A 21,456-nucleotide genomic window follows, 5' to 3' on the forward strand; every position below is an offset into this window, starting at 1 on the left:
TTGAAAAATAGTCACTGCAAATCATAACACACAGCCGTTATAGTAAAGGCAGTAAACAGCAGAATTTAAAAGCTAAAGCATCTAAAAGCTATAGCATCTAAAACAACAGCATCTAAAACAACAGCATCCAAAACAACAGCATCCAAAAACAATAATATTTAATAACAATAGTGAGAGTCGCTCAGATGGATTACCAACAATTAGCAAAAATTGAACTGCATTGTCACCTAGACGGCAGTGTGAGACCACAAACAATACGTGATTTAGCCGAGCAGTCTGGCGTGAGTGTTCCTGACGATGAACAGGTCTTGCTTGACTTACTTGTTGCCCCGGAAGATTGTCAAAACTTGGATGAATATATTGATTGCTTTAAGTTGCCAATCCAATTAATGCAGACCGAGGAAGCGTTGGAGCGTATCTCGTTTGAGTTGTATGAAGATGCTGCGCAAGAGAATGTGAAATATCAAGAAGTTCGCTTTGCGCCACTATTACATACCCGCAATGGGCTATCCGTAGAACAGATCATTGATAGTGTGATTCGTGGTATGCAACGAGCAGAGCAGCAATACGATATCAAGGGCAACTATATCTTATCCATTGTGCGTAATATGCCAACAGACAACGTGAAGGCGATGTTAGATGCGGGTAAAACGTGGCTTAATAATGGCGTTGTTGCGTTTGATATTGCTGGTGGTGAACAACCAGATTTTAGTGCGAAGTATACCGAATTTACCCGCTATGCCGCTCAATTAGGTTATCGTTTGACCGTTCACGCGGGAGAGCAGTGGTATGGCAAAAATGTGCTAGATGCAGTCACCTTACTTGGGGCGGAACGCATTGGTCATGGTGTCTATATCAAAGATCATCAAGCGGCCTATGATATGGTCAAGCAGCAAGCTGTCGCACTGGAAGTCTGTCCTACCAGTAATGTAAATACCAAATGCATTGAGTCTCTGCCGCAGCATCCTATTGCTGACTTTTATCATGACGGCGTTGTTGTGACCATCAATACGGATAATCGCACCGTATCGAACACGACCATGACCGATGAAGTTCGCAAGGTGATGGAGACATTTGATCTAACAATCGACGATTACTACGCTATTTACAGACATAGTGTAGGCAACGCGTTTGCCAGTGATTCGGTGAAACAACATTTGCTGAGTTACATTCCTAGGTAAAATGCCACGGGAAAGCGTGTGATTGAGAGTGATAGTATAAAATAATTACTCTAAAGACTTACGTCTATGTTAATCTGTCACTGTTCTGATTTTATAAATAACGGGTCTTGTATCTATTTGATATATAAACTTTAATTTTTATAATTTCTAGAATGATCGAGTTGGTGCTATCTGCGATTTGCTTTGCAAAACGCTGGCACGCACTCGGAGGTAGGAACAGAGATAAGGATGTAACAGTGTTCACAACAAACAAATCTGCGGTCGTGACTATGCTTGCCGCATTAGGGTGCCTCTCAACATCTGCCGAAGCATCGACGGATATTTCAGCCATGATCTTTAATGGCACTGATACCAGTGCGGAAGAGTGGCCATCCATCGCTTCAATTTATTACGATGCTTCAGATTATGGTGGCGATCAAGAAAGTTACTGTACCGGTACGATACTTGATGAGCAGCATGTCCTGACCGCGGCGCACTGTCTTTATGACGGTGATGAGGTGTTCGAACCTTATCTCATTTATACCTCCGTCGTACCGCAGATGAATGATGAATCGGATGCAGTGAATGGCTTAGTGACGCCCATTCGAGCCTCAGAGTTTTATGCCCACCCTGATTTTGTTGACTCTGCGATATCCGAAGCGGTTCCGTGGCCTAACGACATTGCTATTATTAAGCTGGAAACTCCCATGAATGTCGATAGCAATGCCTATACAGTGCAAGGTTTATCGTCCCAAGCTTCAAGCTATCGTCAAACCGATGAGGAGTTTGTTGCCGTAGGTTATGGTATCACCGAGACTGGGAGTTACGGAGAATTATTGCAAACAACCCTTAACTATCAAACACAAGCCAACTGTTCCCTTGGCGCTGGTGATTCACAGATCTGCACCACTGGTGATTATAATTTCTCGACGGACGTCCGAAACTCCACCTGCAATGGTGATTCAGGCGGTCCACTGTTTTGGTACGATGGTAGCCAGTATGTACAAATTGGCGTGACCAGTTATGGTTGGACAGGGTGCTCTAACGAATTCAACACTGATACTGCTGTTTTCACAGAAGTCGCGGATTACTCCGCATGGGTAAGCAGTGTGTTAAGTGGTAATGAAACGCCCGTTTATACGGTGACGGATCAAGAGCGTTATGATTATGTCTATGGTTCAGACTCAACTTCTAGCACGAGCTCCAGCGATAGCGGTGGAACCGTATCACTGAACTGGTTGTTATTGATGGCTCTAGTCGCAGCATCAGTTCGCTTTAGACGCCGAAGTATCGTATAAATTAAGCCCGCTAGAAATCATATTTATTCACACATATACCCAAGTTACCTCAAGAAGCGAGGTAACTTGGGTATAAGCCGCCCTAAGGTAAAGAACGCCTAAATTTTTTGGTAACTATCAGTCGATTTCCTATCCTAGTAGATATTGCTTTATAAATGAGACGGATACTGACCAGATGGCGGCAGATGAGCAAACACAATCAGGTCGACAGCAACAAATTTTGCTCGTTGAGGACCATAAAGCCACTCAACTGCTCATTAGTTCGTTATTAGAAAAGCGTGGGTATAAAGTGACAGTGGCAAACCATGGTCATGAAGCGCTTGAAATACTCGATAGTAGTGAACAGATCCAATTCGTATTGAGCGACTGGGTAATGCCGAAAATGGATGGGGTTGAGTTGTGTAAGCGACTCAAGTCGACCAATTACAATCGCTACATCTTTTTTGTTTTGCTCTCATCCCAAGATGATAAAGATTCCATTATCAGCGGAATCGATGCAGGTGCTGACGATTTCGTGGCAAAAAATACCGCCATTGATGAGCTGGATGCACGTATTAGAGCGGGTTTTCGTAACCTCAATCTGCACATTGAACTACTCACTAAGAATCAACAGCTTGATCAAGCGTATGCCACTATTCGCGGCGATCTCGATTCGGCAGGTGATTTTATTAGACAGTTGCTGCCGAGAAAGACCGCATTCAATCAAGCTCAAATGGCTTATGTCTCTATGCCGAGTGCGCAAATCGGCGGGGATATCCTTGGCTATATGGAATTGGATGAACAGCACCTTGGCTTGTATCTTATCGATGTCTCTGGGCATGGTGTTGCTTCTGCTTTGCTCTCTTTTTCAGTGCAACAGACTCTTTCCGTTATTAATGGCGAAAGCTCTGTGGTGTTTAAGGTCGAAGGTCAACACAAGTCAATACGCTCTGCCGCGGATGTGGTGACGAAGCTGAATGAGATTTACACCCAGGACGATAGCAATCCTCTCTATTTTACGATGGTTTATGCGGTGTTGAATCGAGAGAGTGGCGAATTAAATTACTGCATTGCCGGTCATCCTCCGGTGATTAGAGCGATAGCAAATCCGCAAAGTACCGAGTTTTTATCCGATAATAACTTTGTCGTTGGCATGTTTGATTTTGCTGACTACAAAGCGCACACCATCAAGTTACAACCCCATGATGAGATTTGGTTTTATACCGATGGCATCACCGAGGCACGCGTAGAGGGTGAGTTTTACTCAGAACAACGCTTAAAAGATCTTATCGATACCATTCACCTACAGCCATTTAGCGACAAGCCACAACACATCGTGGCTTCAGTCAGTCAATGGCAAAGCTCAGTTCTATTTGAGGATGACATCAGTATTCTTGCCTGTAAATGGATCCCTGAGTCTAAGGAGTCAAGATGAAGTATGAAGTGTTTAATAATCAAAATTTTACTATTGTTCATATTCAAGAGCCGAGATTTGATGCCAAGCTTGCCTCAGGTTTTCGTCAGGCGATAGAAGATATTCAAGCGGATATTAGACCCAACCTGCTTCTTGAACTCTCTTCGGTAACGTTTATGGATAGTAGTGGTCTTGGCGCAATAATGGCAATGTATAAGTTATTGCGTGATAAACAGATAGTGCTTGTTGGCGCAACCCCTGCGGTACGCGATCTTCTGAAATTGACACGCATGGATCGCTTAGTTAAAACCTACGACAGTCTAGAACAAGCGATGGTCCCACAAGCGTAATCGCTTAAATCACTCAGTAATGGCGGCGATAGAGTAATAGTGGATAGACGTGGGAAAATGGAGCAACCCAACCCTCAAGCTTAGTCGAAATCGTCGAGTTGTTATGACTGATGCACAGGGGCGTTGACAGCCCCATTATTTATTGACCCGTTGGAGCGAAACATATGGAAGTTCGAGAACAGGTGTTCTCCAGGCAGTATCCCAGCTCAATAGAAACCTCACGAGTGGTTGCTGAAGATCTTAAGCTATTTTGGCGCGAGTCTGATGTGAGCGATACCGTAGTGGTTGAATTGGAGTTGTGTGTGGTTGAGTTGGTCAATAACGCCTATGAACATGCTTATGAAAATCGTGATGGCGAACCGATTGAGATATTTAGCCAGTACCACAACGGAGTAATGATTATCGATGTCGCGAATTTTGGTGTTGAGATGCCGCAATGTCAGTTTCTGTCCGCATTGGAAGCCGATTTTTTGGAGCCGGAAGTGGATGATCCCAACACTTGGTCTACCTCCGGGCGTGGTTTTATTATATTGGCAGCGTTGGTCGATAAAGTGGAGCTCAATCGAGAGCAAAACAAAAACGTCTTTCGTTTGATTAAGAAAATACCTTTGTAGCGGGAAGGTGATATAAATTGGTGTTGGATTGTCATCGTGGTTGACTAAGGTGATTTAGCATTAATGTTAGCGAAAAAAGCCTGGCAATGGTTCCTTCAAGCCCGTTCGACAGGGGCAAGTTAATACGATATGACTAACACCGGAAAGATTAACCGCAATTTAATTTGTTATTTTTTGCGCATTGGTTAAAATGCTCGTTCGCTTTACAGGGTGCATCCGTATTTGCATCTAAAGGAAGCGAGTTTAAACGAGGTGTTTATTTCTGATGCGCATACACAAGCGCGGTAAGCACCAATTAATTGAAATGCAAGTCTTGCTTGGTGTGCAAGACCACTGTAATAGGATATATCATGCCTGTAATTACTCTTCCTGACGGTAGCCAACGTCAATTTGATAACCCAGTTTCTACAATGGATGTCGCACTTTCTATCGGTCCTGGTCTTGCGAAAGCAACCATCGCCGGTCGTGTCGATGGTGAACGCGTTGATGCGTGTGATCTTATTGAAGCTGACGCAAGTTTAGAAATCATCACGGCGAAAGACGAAGACGGTCTTGAAATTGTACGCCACTCTTGCGCGCACCTGCTGGGTCACGCAATTAAGCAGCTTTATCCAGATGTGAAAATGGCGATCGGTCCAACTATCGATAGCGGTTTTTACTATGACATTGATTTAGACCACTCCCTGACAATGGAAGATGTGGAAAAAATCGAAAAACGCATGAAAGAGCTAGCGAAGACCAAGTATCAAGTTATCAAGAAAAAGGTAAGCTGGCAGGAAGCTCGTGACACATTTGAGAGTCGCGGCGAAAGCTACAAGATGGAAATCTTGGACGAGAACGTATCGAAAGATGATCGTCCAGGTCTGTACCATCACGAAGAATACATTGATATGTGTCGCGGTCCACACGTACCGAACATGAGCTTCTGCCAACACTTTAAACTGTTGAATGTTGCAGGCGCATATTGGCGTGGTAACAGCGACAACAAGATGTTGCAGCGTATCTACGGTACGGCATTCCACGACAAGAAAGCACTGAAAGAGCACCTAACCCGTTTAGAAGAAGCGGCGAAGCGTGACCACCGTAAGATCGGTAAGCAACTTGACCTGTTCCACATGCAGCAAGAAGCACCGGGCATGGTTTTCTGGCACCACAATGGTTGGTCAGTATTCCGTGACCTAGAAGTGTTTGTTCGTGAAAAACTGACTGAGTATGATTATCAGGAAGTGAAAGGTCCTCTAATGATGGACCGCGTGCTTTGGGAACGCTCTGGTCACTGGGATAAGTACGCGGATGCGATGTTCACGACGTCTTCTGAGAACCGTGAATATGCGATTAAGCCGATGAACTGTCCGGGTCACGTGCAGATCTTTAACCAAGGTCTAAAATCATATCGTGATTTACCCCTGCGTATGGCTGAGTTCGGTTCATGTCACCGTAACGAACCATCAGGCGCACTACACGGTATCATGCGTGTTCGTGGCTTTACTCAAGATGATGCACACATCTTCTGTACTGAAAGCCAGATTCAAGAAGAAGTCACTTCTTGTATCAAAATGGTGTACGACACGTATAATACGTTCGGCTTTACCAACATCGTTGTAAAACTGTCTACGCGTCCAGAAAAACGTGTTGGCTCTGACGAAATTTGGGATCGCTCTGAAGAAGCCCTGAAGCAGTCTCTTGAAGCAATGGAAATTCCATTCGAAATTCAAGAAGGCGAGGGTGCATTCTACGGTCCTAAGATCGAGTTTACTCTGTATGACTGCCTAGACCGTGCATGGCAGTGTGGTACCGTTCAGCTAGACTTTAACCTACCAGGTCGTCTTGGCGCGACTTATGTAGATGAGAACAACGAACGTCAAGTTCCGGTTATGATTCACCGTGCGATCTTAGGTTCGCTTGAGCGTTTCATCGGTATTTTGATTGAAGAATATGCAGGCTTCTTCCCAACATGGTTGGCGCCTGAGCAGGCTGTTATTATGAATATTACGGACAAACAGTCCGAATATGTTCAAGAAGTAACAAAAAAACTGCAAAAAAGTGGAATTAGAGCCAAAGCGGACTTGAGAAATGAGAAGATTGGCTTTAAAATCCGCGAACACACTTTGAAGCGTATCCCGTACATGCTTGTTTGTGGCGACCAAGAAATGGAAGCTGGCGAAATTGCAGTACGTACACGCAAAGGTAAAGACCTCGGCAAGTTTAAAGTGGATGACTTTATTGCATACATCCAAGACGAGGTTTCTAGCCGTAAGCTCAATCTGGAGGAATAAGCTATTAAAGGCGGAAGACGTGGCCAACAACCGGCCAAACAAAACCAGCACCGTTTAAACGGTGAAATTCGTGGCGTTCGTGAAGTTCGCTTAACAGGTGCAGATGGTGAATCTGTTGGTGTTGTTTCTATTCAAGAAGCACTAGATGCAGCTGCAGAAGCTGGTATGGATCTCGTAGAGATCAGCCCTAACGCCGAGCCACCAGTTTGTCGTGTGATGGACTATGGCAAGTTCCTCTTCGAGAAGAGCAAAGCTGCTAAAGAGCAGAAGAAGAAGCAAAAACAGATCCAGATTAAGGAAGTAAAATTCCGTCCTGGGACTGATATTGGAGACTATCAGGTAAAACTACGCAACCTGACGCGTTTCCTAGAAGAAGGCAACAAAGTGAAGGTAACAATTCGCTTCCGTGGCCGAGAAATGGCTCACCAAGATATTGGTGTCGACGTTCTAAATCGTCTGAAAGAAGATACTGTAGATTTAGCTGTAGTAGAATCTTTCCCGACTAGAATCGAAGGCCGCCAAATGATCATGGTTCTAGCCCCTAAGAAGAAGTAATTAACGGCTTACAAGTAATGGACCCCTGTAGCTGGCAACAGTTACAGGGTTTTATTCGCCCTAATTACACGTTTATTTAACAACTAACAATGCGGAGTTATTCATCATGCCTAAGATGAAAACCAACAAAGGTGCTGCTAAGCGTTTTAAGAAAACTGCTGGTGGTATTAAGTACAAGCACGCTACTAAGCGTCACATCCTGACCAAGCGTACTACTAAGAACAAGCGTCAGCTTCGTCCAAATGCAATCCTTCCAAAATGTGAAGTGGCTGCAGTTGCACGTATGCTTCCATACGCTTAATTCTTTTAGTTTATCAATCGTTTAGTTTAGGAGAGACACAATGCCTCGCGTAAAACGTGGTGTACAAGCTCGTGCACGTCATAAGAAAGTTCTAAAACAAGCTAAAGGTTACTACGGAGCACGTTCACGTGTATTCCGCGTAGCTTTCCAAGCAGTTACTAAAGCTGGTCAATACGCTTACCGTGACCGTCGCACTAAGAAGCGTCAGTTCCGTCAACTATGGATCGCGCGTATCAACGCTGCATCTCGTCAAAATGGTCTATCTTACAGCCGTTTCATCAACGGTCTTAAGAAAGCATCTATCGAGATCGACCGTAAGATCCTTGCTGACATCGCGGTATTCGACAAAGCTGCATTTGCAGTTCTAGTTGAAAAAGCGAAAGCTGCTCTTTAATTTTTAATTAAAGCAGTTTAGGTCTATTGAAAGGGGAGCGAAAGCTCTCCTTTTTTATGTCTGCAATATTGTCGATTGCGGACTCATTACCCCTGCCGCACCCTGATTAACAGCGTGAGTATCTATTTGTGTTAGGATATTCTTTCGATAGCGCATCGGGTAACCACACTTCAGCATAGTTGTGTGGTTTTTTATCTCGTCTCCAAAGGTTGGTTGCATGCTGTCGCTGTTGAACCAATGTAGGGAATAGCTCCAGCGCTAGTGTGACAATACGACTTTTTTACCTTTTGCTTTCCAGATTCTCAACGTGCCGTAATCAAATGGGAAAGGAACTCTTCAACCTGCTTTGATTTGACCCCAATTCTTTAGGATGCTTTTTATCATGATAGACGATGTATTGAAGTATCCATGATAGATAGGCATTAACCGTGTTTTTAGCATAATGCCTAGCATACATAATCTCCCGAATGTCGTTTAAAATAGGTGATTTCATGCTTTACTCCAATACTGATTACATTCACAGTATTTGACGGTAAGGAATGTTTTCAACTTATATGGAAATAATCCATTTTTTTTGATGTACAATCAAAAACTCATACTAATCAACTGGTTTTATAGGGGATTGTTGTTTGCGTAGTAGTATATTGTCGACTTATGCGGAAATGGTTTTGGGGCAAAGTACGGAATAATTCCGTGTATAGAGCGTTAGTAGGTCAGGATGAATAAACAAAAACTCAAGCATCTAATTCAGCAAGTCCCAGAGTTGATCGAAACAGCTGAAGTGTGCCGGGAAGTAGGGCTGCCAAACTTCTATATCGCAGGCGGTGTTATTACTCAAATCATCTGGAACAGTATCGAAAGTAAATCGTTTCTTGCTCAAGTTAAAGACTTCGATGTTGTTTATTTTGACAGGTCTAATCATGCCACCGAAGATGAGTTCAAAAATCGTATTAGTTCACGGTTGAGTCATGGTGTGGACGTTGATGTAAAAAACCAAGCAATTATACATGAGCGCTATTTAAAGAAGTTTGGTTGTTCCATTCAGGCATACGAGCGTGTCGAACAAGGTATCGAGTCTTGGCTTTCTGCCTTTGCTATTGGGTTCACTCTAGATAGCTCAGGAAACATTAAATTGTTCGCTCCCTATGGGGTAGAGGACGCATTTAATATGTTGATCAAACCTAACAGAAAGGCAATGACAGAAGCTCACTACAACAAAATGACCGATGGCTATAAGGCTAGGTGGCAAAAAGTACAGGTGCTCCCTTGGAGTTGACCTACAAACAATTTAAGAGTGATTCGGCACGCGTGGCATTTTTACTATGCGTTGGTTTAAGTGATTAAGGTGGTATGCGGTAGCTTGTGTATTGCGTGCCTCACACCTTAAACAAGGCGTTGATATGACCCCCACTGTCAATTAAAAATGCAAGAGTTCCTGCTCCCGCATTTCCAGAGCCTTTTAGCTTTTCAGTAGTAGTGTTACCGCATAGATGAAGCAAGTAATGTCGTCGGTTCTCATGCTGATATTCGTGGATTACTCACCATTCGATGAACAGAGCCTACCTTACTTATTCCGTCGTGGCACCTGTCTTCAGTCTATGCTCGTGGTTCAATAAAGCTTGCGCTCTATTGCCGTCCTAACGCCGTCGGTGGTTGTGCCACACCCGATGTTTCATCCAATGCGATAACACTAATTCTTTTCTCATGCTGGCAACCTTGCGATACGAGTTTTCGGATCGACTTGGCTGACCACCACTTCTCTAGCGATTGCCCATATATAGGCAATCATCTCGCGGGCGATGGCGACAACAACAACACTGCGATGCTTTCCTTTTTGCAGCAATCGCTGGTAACGACGACACAACCTCTGTTGTGCATGCCATGCGATATCGACAATTTCCTTGGGCAGACCTTCTTGCCTGCGTAAGAGCTCGACAGAGATGTTCGCTTTGTGCTTGTAGGTATGCGCACCTTCAACGAGTAATCGTCTTGCTCGGCTATTTCCACATTTAGTGAGACTGCCGCGTTTGGACTTGCCGCCACTGGAGTTTTCAGTTGGTACTAATCCTAAGTAAGCCATGAGTTTTCTGGGGTGGTCGAACCGACGTAAGTCACCCAGTTCGGCAATGGTGCCGAGAGCAACGAGTAGTCTGACTCCACGCATGGCTTGAATGGCTTTAACGACGGGATAATAGCGCCAGTTTTTGACTTGATGGAGCAGCTCATTATCGAGTCGTTGTAGCCGTTGCATTCGTTCGCTGATGGTAATGATCATTTCTTGCAGAACGATTTGCTGGCTATGGTGAGGCAAGATGAGGTCGGTCAGCCACCGTAGATGCTTTTTGGACCAGTTATCTTTCACCGTAGCTTGGATATTGTTTCGAAGTAGGAAGCCTTTTAGTTGGAACTTGGCGTCCTTGAGATCTTTCATCGCGGTTTCACGAGCACGAGATAAATCTCGAATGGCTTCATCTTCTGACTCAGGAACGTAGATAGGTGTGAGCTCTTCAGCCTTAAAAAGCTTGGCAAGTTTCGCTGCATCACGTTTGTCGGTTTTCACTCTATCACCTGATTTTTTCGGGATGAGTGAAGGTGCGATGACATAGCAGCAATGCCCTAGGCTTGTGAGCAAACGGTAAGTCCAATATCCACATGGCCCCGCTTCGTAAACAAAGTGAAGTGTGGCTTTTGGATACTTAGATTGCAATTGCTGCGCAAGTTTAATCAGCGCAGATTTATTGGACTTAATTCGTTCTAAGTGCTCTGGTTTTGCGCCACGATGATCTTGTAAAACTGCGACCTGGATAAAAGACTTGTGTGTATCTAAGCCAATGAAAATTATGCTATCGTTATTCATGCTAGCCTCCAAATTTAGTTGTTAACACACTAATTATGGCTCTGGCGTCAAGCTAACCCACGAGATTGGAGGCTAGCACTTCGTGGGGGGCATTATGTCTATAGCGATTCGGGGTATATTATGAAATCTTTGTTAAATTTAGTTCAACTTCATTGGCTGCTATTCACAATTATAATAGCTCTGTTAATTACGGTTTTGTCCCTGTATCCAGTAGATAGTCTTCCTTCGGTTCCAGGTACAGATAAAACTCACCATTTTATTGCTTATGGAGCCTTGGCATTTCCAGTTGCGTTGGCGAGACCAGAAAAGTGGCTGTTATTTATCGTAGGATTCTTAGGTTGTAGTGGTGTAATTGAATTAGTTCAGCCATATGTAAATCGCTATGGTGAATGGCTTGACTTAGGCGCAAATGGTTTAGGGCTAGTCGTAGGTATCTTAATTGCGTCTTTTGCTCGGTCGATGATTCTGAAGGAAAAATCGCAATAACAAACGTTTAAGATAGATTCCCAACGCTTGGCGTTTTGCATTCTAAGTTGGGGTAAGTGTTTACGGTGTAAAGGTTTAGGTTAGGTGGTATGCGTTGCTCACCTGTATGGTCTCCCCAGTTTTGTAAGTTAGCAGTGTGATTAAAAGCGCAGGTTAACTACCATATATACGGCCTGTTTTGACGGCTATTGCCTTGAGCAATATGAGGCAGTCGAACACGAGGTCCTGATCAACTTATCGACTTTAAAAGCTAGGAGGGCGTTCAGAATTCTGTGTCAGCTAATTTTGGTTGATACTCTTCGTTTTTGTTGTGATTGCCCATGCGTATTCGCATGAGCTTGTTCGCAAGCGCGACAGCCGCTCGGTTTGGTCCCCGTCGTTCTTGTAAATCCAGCATCCATTTGCTCAGTTTAAACTTGGCTCGTCTCAAAGCTGTCCTAGCTCCATGAACAAGTAAGGACCGAATATAAGTATTACCTTGCTTAGAAGCATTACGTTCCCGCCTGTCGTATCTTGCTTTGGAACAAGCCCCATCGCCGCAGAGGCATCTCGCCCAGTTTTAAACTGTTGACCTGAACCGAGCCAGACCGCCACCGCTTGGCTGGTGAGTGACCCAAAGCCAGGAATTGACATCAATCGCTTGGCATTATCGAATCGTTTAACGGTCTGGTTGAGTTTATCTTCAAACCATTTGATTTGCTCATCGATGTATAAATAGCGCTCGTACTGGCGCGATAGAAGTTCACGCAGTATTGGCGATATTTGGTTTTCTGCATCTTCCAGTATCTCTGGAATGGCTTGCCTAAATGAGGCTTTTCCTTTGGGAATAACAATGCCGTATTCGGCAATTAAACCTCGAACTTGATTAATCAAGCGGGTTCTTTCAGTGACGCATAATCTACGCATTCGAATCAGTGATTGAATATCTTGCTGCTCGATAGATTTGTGTAGGACGGGAGGATGTCGTTGGTAAAGCGTGAGTTCAGCAATCGCTTCAGCATCGTTATAGTCGTTCTTTTGTTTGCGTCGCTGACTTTTGACATGCTGAGGCGGATATAAAAGTACTTCGTGCCCAAGTTTTTTAAATTCACGAGCCCAGTAATGGGCACCAGAGCAGGTCTCCATAGCGATGATGGATGGAGTTTGGTTTGCAACGTAGTTAAGTAGTTTACCTCGTTGAAGTTTTTTACGCCCTAGGTTCTTTCCTTTATGATTGATTTCAAAAAGAAAGAAAATATTTTTTGCTAAGTCGATGCCGATGGTTTTATGCTGAGTCATGGTCTTCTCCTTCTGCTATGGGTCTGAACACTCCAAGCATGGTTCATAGCTATGTGAAGTGGTAGGGGGAGACCATCTCATCAACTTAATTGGGCGTTATTTTTTCACGAGGTATTGAATGAAAAATGAAATCGCAGGCGTTTTTTATGATGACCCCAAAATGTCATCAAAGGACCTAGATCAGATCGATATTCTTAGTGAAAAAGACTGTGTAGAAAAATGGTCTGCATATATTAGTAAAGTAAGTCGTCACTACATGCGAATGAGAGATGATGAGTGGCCTGTAAAGATCGTTTCTGGAAAAAATTGCTTTTATCACTGGTTAGAAAGCTGGAACAGCGACAATTTTCTAGAGTTTAGTAATCGACTGCAGGATATAGGCATTCCGGACAACAGTACTCTTATTGTATTTTGGATGAGAGAAATTGGTCTTAAAACTAGCTGGGGAGTTTTTCGCAGAAATTGGGGAAATTTTCTATACGAGGATGAAGGTTGTATTTTGGTTCTTCCTGAGCGAGATGAATCGCTAGTATTGAGTAACGGTGTGGCTTGGTTAGGTAAACGAAGTGAGCCCAAAACATAACAAAAGCTTCAAACCGACAGCCAACGCGTGGCATTTTTGGTTTGCAGTGATTTTAGAGTTTAAGGTGCAATGCAGCGGCTTGTTTTGTGCGTTGTCTGCGGTTTAAGCTGGCGCTGAGGGAGCCCCTCATAATTCCCCCAGTCCTGAATTGTGTGTCAGTTTTTGATATTCAAACATCCCCCATTGATATTGAGATTCGTTAATCTGGTATCGCCGATGATTTCGCACTTCTCTCCTAGGCGTGGTATTGATAGAACACGGCGATGTTTAATACTGTTGGCTTGGAAGTCATAATGCCATTTGGCTTGCATGGCGTAAGCCATTCCACCACATGATGATTTCGGCCATCAATGCCATGAGCAACAAGATATCAATGCGCTTAGTGCAACGTGTTCGATTGTGGCGTAGCGCTAACCCGTAAGCGGGGCTTTTCAAATCTCGGAACGACTCTTCAATTTGCATTCTTTTAGCGTACAAACGGGTGATTTTAACGCCGTTAAGTACATGATTTGGGATGTTAGTGACCAGAAGCCAAGGTTCTTTTGCTCCTTTATGGAACACTTTTCCTGCCGAGTGTTTCTGGCAGGTTCGGCTATGTCGATGCGCTTTTCTGCCTTTGGGATGACTCTTGTATAAGTAAGCAAAGCACTTAAGCGGTGAGCGCCTAGCAAGTTGGCTTTCTCCTAAAAACAGCGGCTTATCTGTTGCTTGAGGATAAAACGTTTTATTCCATTGCCAAGCGCCCTCGCCACACTTAATCGAGACTTCGCCACGTACACGCCCAAGCCAGAACCAACCTTTGCTGGCGACTTGCCTGAACCACGTATTTCTAAAGCCAGCGTCGGAGATAATGATAGGCGTGCAGCCATGGGGGATCAGGGATTGCAGCTTATCGAGAAAGTGCTGATGGCTCTTGGGTGAGTTGTAGTTTTTGTACTCAAATGCCTGCTCATAAAGCGTGACGGCACGACCTTTAACGGATACCGAAGCGCGCAATGTCATATAGCGCAGTTGCTCACGAACATCCGACCAATCAACCAGCACTACAGGAAAAGGGTTGGCGCGGGTAATAAAGGAAGCATGCCATTTATATATGGACTCTTTTTCACGGTGTAGATTGTGATTACCAAGCAATCGGTCGATACGTTTGATGGCATGTTTCACCGTAGTATCAGTATCGAGAGCTCGTCCAATTTTGGTGAGTGTGAGGTCAGAGCCATCAAGTACAGTTTTGGTTGCAAGTATCAGAGATCTAAGTCGTTTTTTGTGAATGTCAGGGCATTGATTCTCAAGAGTTTGCTGTAGAATTTGAACATCGCGCATCGTTAGGACTCCCTATTAAATCCATTAAATCAGGTGTGTTTTTGGCGAAATTCATTAGATCAGAATGAGCGATGCGCGTCTACTCATTGTTTTATATAGAAATTATGAGGGGATTCGTAAGAACAGGGCGTTGATATGACCCCCACTGTCAATTAAAATGCAAGAGTTCCTGCTCACGCATTTCCAGAGCCTTTTAGCTTTTCAGTAGTAGTGTTACCGCATAGATGAAGCAAGTAATGTCGTCGGTTCTCATGCTGATATTCGTGGATTACTCACCATTCGATGAACAGAGCCTACCTTACTTATTCCGTCGTGGCACCTGTCTTCAGTCTATGCTCGTGGTTCAATAAAGCTTGCGCTCTATTGCCGTCCTAACGCCGTCGGTGGTTGTGCCACACCCGATGCTTCATCCAATGCGATAACACTAATTCTTTTCTCATGCTGGCAACCTTGCGATACGAGTTTTCGGATCGACTTGGCTGACCACCACTTCTCTAGCGATTGCCCATATATAGGCAATCATCTCACGGGCGATGGCGACAACAACACTGCGATGCTTTCCTTTTTGCAGCAGTCGCTGGTAACGACGGCACAACCTCTGTTGCGCATGCCAGGCGATGTCGACAATCTCCTTGGGCAGACCTTCTTGCCTGCGTAAGAGCTCGACAGAGATATTCGCCTTGTGTTTGTAGGTATGCGCACCTTCAACGAGTAGTCGCCTTGCTCGGCTATTCCCACATTTAGTGAGACTGCCGCGTTTGAACTTGCCGCCACTGGAGTTTTCAGTTGGTACTAATCCTAAGTAAGCCATGAGTTTTCTGGGGTGGTCGAACCGACGTAAGTCACCCAGTTCGGCAATGGTGCCGAGAGCAACGAGTAGTCTGACTCCACGCATGGCTTGAATGGCTTTAACGACGGGATAATAGCGCCAGTTTTTGACTTGATGGAGCAGCTCATTATCGAGTCGCTGTAGCCGTTGCATTCGCTCACTGATGGTAATGATCATTTCTTGCAGAACAATTTGCTGGCTATGGTGAGGCAAGATGAGGTCGGTCAGCCACCGTAGATGCTTTTTGGACCAGTTATCTTTCACCGTAGCTTGGATATTGTTTCGAAGTAGGAAGCCTTTTAGTTGGAACTTGGCGTCCTTGAGATCTTTCATCGCGGTTTCACGAGCACGAGATAAATCTCGAATGGCTTCATCTTCTGACTCAGGAACGTAGATAGGTGTGAGCTCTTCAGCCTTAAAAAGCTTGGCAAGTTTCGCTGCATCACGTTTGTCGGTTTTCACTCTATCACCTGATTTTTTCGGGATGAGTGAAGGTGCGATGACATAGCAGCAATGCCCTAGGCTTGTGAGCAAACGGTAAGTCCAATATCCACATGGCCCCGCTTCGTAAACAAAGTGAAGTGTGGCTTTTGGATACTTAGATTGCAATTGCTGCGCAAGTTTAATCAGCGCAGATTTATTGGATTTAATTCGTCCTAAGTGCTCTGGTTTTGCGCCACGATGATCTTGTAAAACTGCGACCTGGATAAAAGACTTGTGTGTATCTAAGCTAATGAAAATTATGCTATCGTTATTCATGCTAGCCTCCAAATTTAGTTGTTAACACACTAATTATGGCTCTGGCGTCAAGCTAACCCACGAGATTGGAGGCTAGCACTTCGTGGGGGGCATTGTAAGCATCCCCTAAAATAGGTGTATTCCGATTTAGAGTTTTTCCGTTTAAACTGATTCAAACGGAGAACGCTGATGAAAAAATCACGCTATACAGAATCACAGATCGTTAAGATCTTGAAGGAAGTTGAGGCAGGTAGAAAAGTGTCTGATGTTTGTCGGGAATACGGCATTGCAGATGCAACCTATTACAACTGGAAATCCAAATACGGCGGAATGGAAAGCTCCGATGTTAAGCGACTGAAAGAGCTTGAAGAGGAAAACCGCCGATTAAAACAAATGTATGCTGATTTGAGTTTGGATCACTCCATTCTTAAAGATGTTATCGAAAAAAAGCTGTAAGGCCATCGGTACGCCGTGAGCTAGTTGACTACGTGAAACAAGAGCACAATGTTAGCCTGCGCAGAGCGTGCCGAGTTGTTGGCATTAGTGACTCAGTTTATCGATACCAGCCAGATGCCCATCGAGATGATGAGATCATTGATGCACTTCAGAAAGCAGTTGAACGCTATCCAGCGTATGGTTTTGGTAAGTTATTCAAGACTCTAAAACGATGGCATTATAAGTGGAATCATAAACGTGTTCATCGTGTATATCGTTTGCTGAACTTGAATATGCGACGACGAGGTAAGAAGCGATTACCAACTCGTAATCCGATGCCTCTATGTGTCCCTGAACAAGCAAATATGTGCTGGTCCATGGACTTCATGAGCGATTCATTAATGTGTGGACGTCGCTTCCGAACATTTAATCTTTTAGACGATTTTAATCGGGAAGCACTCGCCATAGAAATTGATTTGAGTTTACCGACAGCACGTGTACTTCGAGTTCTTGAACGGGTTGTGGCTTGGCGTGGCTACCCACGAAAAATTCGGATGGACAATGGACCAGAATTTATTTCAATACAACTAGCTGAATGGGCAGAGTTGAATCAGATAGAGCTCGAGTTCATCAAGCCAGGAAAGCCTACCCAGAACTCATACATTGAACGTTTTAACAGAACTTATCGTGATGCAATTCTGAATATGTACGCGTTCAAGACGCTGAATGAAGTTCGAGACCGTACAGAAGTATGGTTGAAAGAATATAATCATGAACGGCCGCATGATTCACTGGGAGATCTCACTCCATGGGAATATTTGGCTAAATCACAGCAAAGGGAAAGCTCTAATTTTGAGTGCCACTAAAAAAGGGATGTTTACAGCGTCAACCCAAGTTGGTCACAAGGAAGCCGTTGTTATTATCGACCTGTCAGAGAGTCGAGACGACCCCCTTATTTTGGTTAATCCTGAAGTGGTTAGCGGTTCTGGCACAGTATTCGGTCAAGAAGGTTGCTTATCAGTTCCTGATTACTATGCGGATGTAGCGCGTTTTAGTTCTGTTGTGGTATCTGCTTTAGATCGTGAAGGTAAGCCTGTGACTATTGAAAGCGATGATTTCTTAGCTATCGTAATGCAGCACGAAATTGATCACTTGTCAGGTAACTTATTTATTGACTACCTTTCACCCCTTAAGCGTCAAATGGCGATGAAAAAGGTTAAAAAGTACGTTAAAGCACACTCATAAGAGTGATTCGGCACGCGTAGCACCAAGGAGAATTCAGTGAAAATGATATCTGTATCACCGCCATTACGTGGAGATTGGAAGGCCGCCAATACGCCCGGTGATCGTATCCCCAGCCATGGAACTCACCAATTTGGACAGACTTACGCTTATGACTTTGTGAGATTTAAATCTGTTAATCACAAAGATAGTTTTCATACCAAATCACAGTTAAGTTACTGGATGGCTCAAGTGACATTGCCCGATTGTCACGGTTGGGGCGAACCAATCTTTTCACCGATAGATGGTGTTGTGCGTGAAGTGGTCAATTTTGTTAAAGAACGAGAGCGGCTTCATTTATTAAGCGACTTAGGGTTAGCGATATACAATGGGCTATTTTATTCATTCGAAAAAGATGAAGTGCATAAAATTGGTGGTAACTATTTAATTATTGAAGGCGCTGAGTGCTGTGCATGGATAGCACATGCCAAAACGGGCTCTATTGTTCCCAAAGTAGGCGATGTGGTCAAAGCTGGGGATGTCGTTGCAGAATTAGGTCATTCCGGAAACTCTACTGCGCCCCATTTACATTTTCAACTGATGGATCGTCTTGATGTCAGAACAGCTAAGGGCATCCCTTGTTGTTTCAATAGTTATGATGTTTTATCTGATGGTCACTGGTGCACTGTCATCAATGGAATTCCCAAAAGTGACCAAACTATTCGCTTTAATGTCACATAAAGCGTTTAAGACGGATTTCCAACGCTTGGCACTTTGGGTTTGAGTTGGCTTTAGTGTCTACGACACAACGGTTTAGGTTGGGTGATAGCTCTGCTCATTGCTCAACGTGGTTTGGTGAATGTAGGGAGTAATCGAATGGAATTAAATTGTCACTGCGGAAACGTTCGCTTAGAGTTGAGTTCACTGCCGAAAGAGGTCGGCGAGTGTAACTGTTCTATTTGCCGCCGTTATGCCGCGGCTTGGGCTTACTTTCCTCCAGAGCAAGTTCAAATTAACGTGAATAAAAAAACCGCTTTCTATTGTTGGGGTGACAAAGAAGTCGAATTTCATCGTTGCAATATATGTGGCTGTTTAACGCACTATGTAACAACGGCGAAATGCCCAGAAGAGATCTTGGCGGTAAATATGAGAATGGCTGAAAATGATATGCTTTCATCTATTCCAATTCGCAAGATTGATGGGGCTTGGTACTAAACTGCCTCACCCTAAACTCGCCAAGTACTTATCGGTCATACCGAAGTATTTGCTATTTCCGTCTTGTTCAAGAACTAAACTAAAATTAGTGGTGGAAATTAAATGGGTGTCATTTGAAGTGAAAATGACGGTTTTTTCAGAGAGTTTGTCGCTAAAAAGCTGTTTAAAATAGTGCGCGTTTTCTGCTTCGGAGCCGCAAAATGGTTCATCAATAATCACTATTTGTTGTTCTATATTTCCCAGCCCTAAAGCTAAGCGCAGTTTTTGTTGGACGCTATTAGGTAAACCTTGCACTATATCCATTGATATTTCGGTTTCTAAGCCATTTGGCATCCATTTCATTAAATCAAAAAATGATAACCAGTCGAGCATAGTCTGTTTTGGGATAAGACCGCTGTGAAAAATAAAATTGGCTTCCACACTGCCGTCAAATATATGTAACTCGAATGGGATATGGCAAATCGCTTTTCTAAACCTAAAGCTATTAAATTGTTTAATATTATATCCATCGACATAAACCGCCCCTTGATAGCGCTCTTCCATACCAGAGATAATATTGAGTAGCGTTGTCTTTCCGCATCCCGATGCGCCAGCAACCACCGTTTTTGAGCGCGGCGGGATTTTGAAACCGAGGTTAGTTAACCCCGTTGTTGCCCCTTGATAACGGTGACTGATGCCGCTGCCGGTGATCAATCCGTCAAATTGGCGAATAGGCGGGCTCTTATGCAAGGTTAGCTTGTCGTCATTGAGTGACATGAGATTATTGATCTGTGCGGCAGAGGCTTTAAGTGATTGAAACTTTGAAATTGAGTTATAGATTCCCATTATCGGACCGAGCGCTTTCCAAACAAGTATCACTGTCGCTAACATCGCACCGGCATCAGAGGTTCCATCCATCACACCGAGTACAGCGACGACAATACTTGCAGTACCAATTACCTGAATCAAACTTCCGCCAGCGGCTTGTACCTTACTGTTTGTAACCGCAACGCGTTCGGCGTCTTCAGAGCTTTGGCTGTGACAGGCTCTAAACCGAGATTGTATAACCCTTAGTAGTGGCAAACCTTGTATTGTGCGGATACCACGGAGTATTTCGTTCCACTGATAGGAAACCATCGCGTTTGCTCGTGAACTTTTCGATGTTGCCTGAGTATATTGATATCTGGAATAAACGCAGAAGACCAGCATAAGTAATAGACCCGCAAAAACCACAATAGCAGCGGTCCCAGACATTATCGCAATAGCAATAATAAAAACGATAACAAAGGGCATATCAAAGTAACTTAATGTTGATTCTGCGGTGACCAGACGACGGAAATTATCAATGTCCTTTAACCGAGCCAACTGACTGGAAACGCCGGCCGTGGAGGTCATCGAGTAGGGCAGCCAAAGCAGTTTTGAGACAACATTCTTAGAAATATGAACGGCAAGATCTTTACCCGAGGTACTAATAATTTTGACTCTTAGTTTTTTAAACAGATATTCAGAAAAAGCAACAATAACCGCGAATAAGGTCAGCCAGTACAGGGTGACTTGTGAGCTGGACGTTAATGCAAAGTTGTAAACGCTCATAATAAAGAAAGGCTGCAGCGCGCCTAACACACTAATAACAAAACTTAAGATAATGAGGCTTTTTAGCTCACTGTTGTAGCGATAAAATGAGTACTTAATCCAATTGGACTTATCTTGTGACTCTGGGGGTGGCTCGCGAAATAACCGAGAATAGTCACTGATTGTCACTGTTCGACAAGGGGTGTCCGTTGGTGTTATTTCAAAGGTGGTATTGTTGGCGTAGTCAAATAAGACGATGTTTCCGTTGTGGTGACCCAAGTATAGTGCGCAGAGGTTTTCAATTTGGACAAAGCATATATCAGGCTGGGAAAGCAATTCACGGTTACTGTTTAATTTGTTGACATTGCATTGATAGCCAATCCTTTCTAAGGTGAGTTGGAAACTATTAGCATCGTTGGCATGGGGGACAAATGCATCACTGAGAATATTCGGCGTCCCTTCCCATTCGATTGAAATCAATAAGTAGGCAAGCCCCCGGATTATAGGCGAAGCTTGATATCGCTCATGGTAGGCAGGAGTATCAAAGTCAGCAAGCCTCTGAGCGACATTATTAAAGTCAATAAGAATACTCATAGCGA

The 21,456-nt window shown here is 43.9% G+C and carries 19 protein-coding genes and 3 pseudogenes; 16 read left to right on the forward strand and 6 right to left on the reverse strand.

All coding sequences use genetic code 11. The features are described 5' to 3' along the window. Positions 1–185 precede the first annotated feature (185 nt). The 9 genes from add (at position 186) to rplT (ending at position 8,341) form a co-directional block, all read left to right on the forward strand. Positions 186–1,181 carry an adenosine deaminase gene (add, locus tag L9Q39_RS06290; protein WP_237484249.1) on the forward strand — a complete coding sequence of 332 codons (996 nt, stop codon included), beginning with the start codon at positions 186–188 and terminating at the stop codon, positions 1,179–1,181. A 236-nt stretch (positions 1,182–1,417) separates the two neighbouring features. Further along, positions 1,418–2,458, forward strand: a complete 1,041-nt coding sequence (locus L9Q39_RS06295; RefSeq protein ID WP_237484250.1) for a S1 family peptidase — start codon at positions 1,418–1,420, stop codon at positions 2,456–2,458. Between the two features lie 175 nt (positions 2,459–2,633). Continuing rightward, on the forward strand, positions 2,634–3,872 hold the full coding sequence (locus L9Q39_RS06300) for a PP2C family protein-serine/threonine phosphatase (RefSeq protein ID WP_237484251.1): 1,239 nt from the start codon (positions 2,634–2,636) through the stop codon (positions 3,870–3,872). Further along, positions 3,869–4,201, forward strand: a complete 333-nt coding sequence (locus L9Q39_RS06305) for an STAS domain-containing protein (RefSeq protein WP_237484252.1) — start codon at positions 3,869–3,871, stop codon at positions 4,199–4,201. The genes L9Q39_RS06300 and L9Q39_RS06305 overlap by 4 nt, the downstream gene beginning before the upstream one ends. Positions 4,202–4,365: 164 nt before the next feature. Beyond that, complete coding sequence (locus L9Q39_RS06310; RefSeq protein WP_237484253.1) at positions 4,366–4,815, forward strand: ATP-binding protein; 450 nt, start codon at positions 4,366–4,368, stop codon at positions 4,813–4,815. 350 nt (positions 4,816–5,165) lie between these two features. Beyond that, positions 5,166–7,091 carry a threonine--tRNA ligase gene (thrS, locus tag L9Q39_RS06315; RefSeq protein WP_237484254.1) on the forward strand — a complete coding sequence of 642 codons (1,926 nt, stop codon included), beginning with the start codon at positions 5,166–5,168 and terminating at the stop codon, positions 7,089–7,091. A gap of 3 nt (positions 7,092–7,094) precedes the next feature. Continuing rightward, the gene (infC, locus tag L9Q39_RS06320; protein ID WP_237485517.1) at positions 7,095–7,646 is read left to right on the forward strand and encodes a translation initiation factor IF-3; all 552 of its coding nucleotides are present in this window, start codon (positions 7,095–7,097) and stop codon (positions 7,644–7,646) included. Between the two features lie 106 nt (positions 7,647–7,752). Further along, positions 7,753–7,947 (forward strand): 50S ribosomal protein L35, encoded by a 195-nt coding sequence (gene rpmI, locus L9Q39_RS06325; RefSeq protein WP_237484255.1) that lies wholly within the window; start codon positions 7,753–7,755, stop codon positions 7,945–7,947. Between the two features lie 40 nt (positions 7,948–7,987). Then, a complete protein-coding gene (gene rplT / locus L9Q39_RS06330; protein WP_237484256.1) occupies positions 7,988–8,341 on the forward strand; it encodes a 50S ribosomal protein L20 in 354 nt (117 codons plus the stop codon). Positions 8,342–8,657: 316 nt separating this feature from the next. Here rplT and L9Q39_RS06335 read toward each other — a convergent pair whose 3' ends face one another. Next, positions 8,658–8,834, reverse strand: coding sequence for a phage integrase N-terminal SAM-like domain-containing protein (locus tag L9Q39_RS06335; RefSeq protein ID WP_290369129.1), 177 nt, complete (start codon positions 8,832–8,834; stop codon positions 8,658–8,660). Positions 8,835–9,059: 225 nt separating this feature from the next. On the opposite strand from L9Q39_RS06335, the gene L9Q39_RS06340 reads away from it, so the two are divergent. Continuing rightward, positions 9,060–9,617 (forward strand): nucleotidyltransferase family protein, encoded by a 558-nt coding sequence (locus L9Q39_RS06340; protein ID WP_237484257.1) that lies wholly within the window; start codon positions 9,060–9,062, stop codon positions 9,615–9,617. Positions 9,618–10,043: 426 nt separating this feature from the next. Here the strand turns inward: L9Q39_RS06340 and L9Q39_RS06350 are convergent, their stop codons facing one another. Then, positions 10,044–11,198 (reverse strand): IS110 family RNA-guided transposase, encoded by a 1,155-nt coding sequence (locus L9Q39_RS06350; protein ID WP_237484258.1) that lies wholly within the window; start codon positions 11,196–11,198, stop codon positions 10,044–10,046. A gap of 120 nt (positions 11,199–11,318) precedes the next feature. On the opposite strand from L9Q39_RS06350, the gene L9Q39_RS06355 reads away from it, so the two are divergent. Beyond that, a complete protein-coding gene (locus L9Q39_RS06355) occupies positions 11,319–11,684 on the forward strand; it encodes a VanZ family protein (protein WP_237484259.1) in 366 nt (121 codons plus the stop codon). A 262-nt stretch (positions 11,685–11,946) separates the two neighbouring features. On the opposite strand, the pseudogene L9Q39_RS06360 reads toward L9Q39_RS06355, so the two are convergent. Then, positions 11,947–12,962, reverse strand: a pseudogene (locus L9Q39_RS06360) (IS110 family RNA-guided transposase). A 118-nt stretch (positions 12,963–13,080) separates the two neighbouring features. Here L9Q39_RS06360 and L9Q39_RS06365 point away from each other — a divergent pair. Then, the gene (locus tag L9Q39_RS06365; protein WP_237484261.1) at positions 13,081–13,545 is read left to right on the forward strand and encodes a DUF2947 family protein; all 465 of its coding nucleotides are present in this window, start codon (positions 13,081–13,083) and stop codon (positions 13,543–13,545) included. A 126-nt stretch (positions 13,546–13,671) separates the two neighbouring features. On the opposite strand, the pseudogene L9Q39_RS06370 reads toward L9Q39_RS06365, so the two are convergent. Both L9Q39_RS06370 and L9Q39_RS06375 read right to left on the reverse strand, forming a co-directional pair. Beyond that, positions 13,672–14,868: pseudogene (locus L9Q39_RS06370) on the reverse strand (IS4 family transposase). Positions 14,869–15,304: 436 nt separating this feature from the next. Next, complete coding sequence (locus L9Q39_RS06375) at positions 15,305–16,456, reverse strand: IS110 family RNA-guided transposase (protein ID WP_237484262.1); 1,152 nt, start codon at positions 16,454–16,456, stop codon at positions 15,305–15,307. A 168-nt stretch (positions 16,457–16,624) separates the two neighbouring features. On the opposite strand from L9Q39_RS06375, the gene L9Q39_RS06380 reads away from it, so the two are divergent. The 4 genes and pseudogenes from L9Q39_RS06380 (at position 16,625) to L9Q39_RS06395 (ending at position 19,306) form a co-directional block, all read left to right on the forward strand. After that, a protein-coding gene (locus L9Q39_RS06380) for an IS3 family transposase (RefSeq protein ID WP_435532812.1) occupies positions 16,625–17,736 on the forward strand; the annotation gives its coding sequence in 2 pieces (ribosomal slippage) (positions 16,625–16,877 and positions 16,877–17,736; 1,113 coding nt in all). Positions 17,737–17,746: 10 nt separating this feature from the next. Next, positions 17,747–18,115, forward strand: a pseudogene (gene def / locus L9Q39_RS06385) (peptide deformylase); the annotation flags it as partial. Positions 18,116–18,157: 42 nt separating this feature from the next. After that, complete coding sequence (locus L9Q39_RS20655; protein ID WP_290369156.1) at positions 18,158–18,832, forward strand: M23 family metallopeptidase; 675 nt, start codon at positions 18,158–18,160, stop codon at positions 18,830–18,832. Positions 18,833–18,967: 135 nt separating this feature from the next. After that, the gene (locus L9Q39_RS06395; protein ID WP_237484264.1) at positions 18,968–19,306 is read left to right on the forward strand and encodes a GFA family protein; all 339 of its coding nucleotides are present in this window, start codon (positions 18,968–18,970) and stop codon (positions 19,304–19,306) included. A 6-nt stretch (positions 19,307–19,312) separates the two neighbouring features. Here L9Q39_RS06395 and L9Q39_RS06400 read toward each other — a convergent pair whose 3' ends face one another. Further along, positions 19,313–21,451, reverse strand: coding sequence for an ATP-binding cassette domain-containing protein (locus L9Q39_RS06400; RefSeq protein ID WP_237484265.1), 2,139 nt, complete (start codon positions 21,449–21,451; stop codon positions 19,313–19,315). Positions 21,452–21,456 lie beyond the last annotated feature (5 nt).

Origin of the sequence: Vibrio hippocampi, from assembly GCF_921292975.1 — a bacterium.
GTDB lineage: Bacteria > Pseudomonadota > Gammaproteobacteria > Enterobacterales > Vibrionaceae > Vibrio > Vibrio hippocampi.

Coding starts and splice junctions, on each gene's coding strand:
- add (WP_237484249.1), top strand. CDS start 186: ATGGATTACCAACAATTAGCAAAAATTGAACTGCATTGTCACCTAGAC.
- L9Q39_RS06300 (WP_237484251.1), top strand. CDS start 2,634: ATGGCGGCAGATGAGCAAACACAATCAGGTCGACAGCAACAAATTTTG.
- L9Q39_RS06305 (WP_237484252.1), top strand. CDS start 3,869: ATGAAGTATGAAGTGTTTAATAATCAAAATTTTACTATTGTTCATATT.
- L9Q39_RS06310 (WP_237484253.1), top strand. CDS start 4,366: ATGGAAGTTCGAGAACAGGTGTTCTCCAGGCAGTATCCCAGCTCAATA.
- thrS (WP_237484254.1), top strand. CDS start 5,166: ATGCCTGTAATTACTCTTCCTGACGGTAGCCAACGTCAATTTGATAAC.
- rpmI (WP_237484255.1), top strand. CDS start 7,753: ATGCCTAAGATGAAAACCAACAAAGGTGCTGCTAAGCGTTTTAAGAAA.
- rplT (WP_237484256.1), top strand. CDS start 7,988: ATGCCTCGCGTAAAACGTGGTGTACAAGCTCGTGCACGTCATAAGAAA.
- L9Q39_RS06335 (WP_290369129.1), bottom strand. CDS start 8,834: ATGAAATCACCTATTTTAAACGACATTCGGGAGATTATGTATGCTAGG.
- L9Q39_RS06340 (WP_237484257.1), top strand. CDS start 9,060: ATGAATAAACAAAAACTCAAGCATCTAATTCAGCAAGTCCCAGAGTTG.
- L9Q39_RS06350 (WP_237484258.1), bottom strand. CDS start 11,198: ATGAATAACGATAGCATAATTTTCATTGGCTTAGATACACACAAGTCT.
- L9Q39_RS06355 (WP_237484259.1), top strand. CDS start 11,319: ATGAAATCTTTGTTAAATTTAGTTCAACTTCATTGGCTGCTATTCACA.
- L9Q39_RS06365 (WP_237484261.1), top strand. CDS start 13,081: ATGAAAAATGAAATCGCAGGCGTTTTTTATGATGACCCCAAAATGTCA.
- L9Q39_RS06375 (WP_237484262.1), bottom strand. CDS start 16,456: ATGAATAACGATAGCATAATTTTCATTAGCTTAGATACACACAAGTCT.
- L9Q39_RS20655 (WP_290369156.1), top strand. CDS start 18,158: ATGATATCTGTATCACCGCCATTACGTGGAGATTGGAAGGCCGCCAAT.
- L9Q39_RS06395 (WP_237484264.1), top strand. CDS start 18,968: ATGGAATTAAATTGTCACTGCGGAAACGTTCGCTTAGAGTTGAGTTCA.
- L9Q39_RS06400 (WP_237484265.1), bottom strand. CDS start 21,451: ATGAGTATTCTTATTGACTTTAATAATGTCGCTCAGAGGCTTGCTGAC.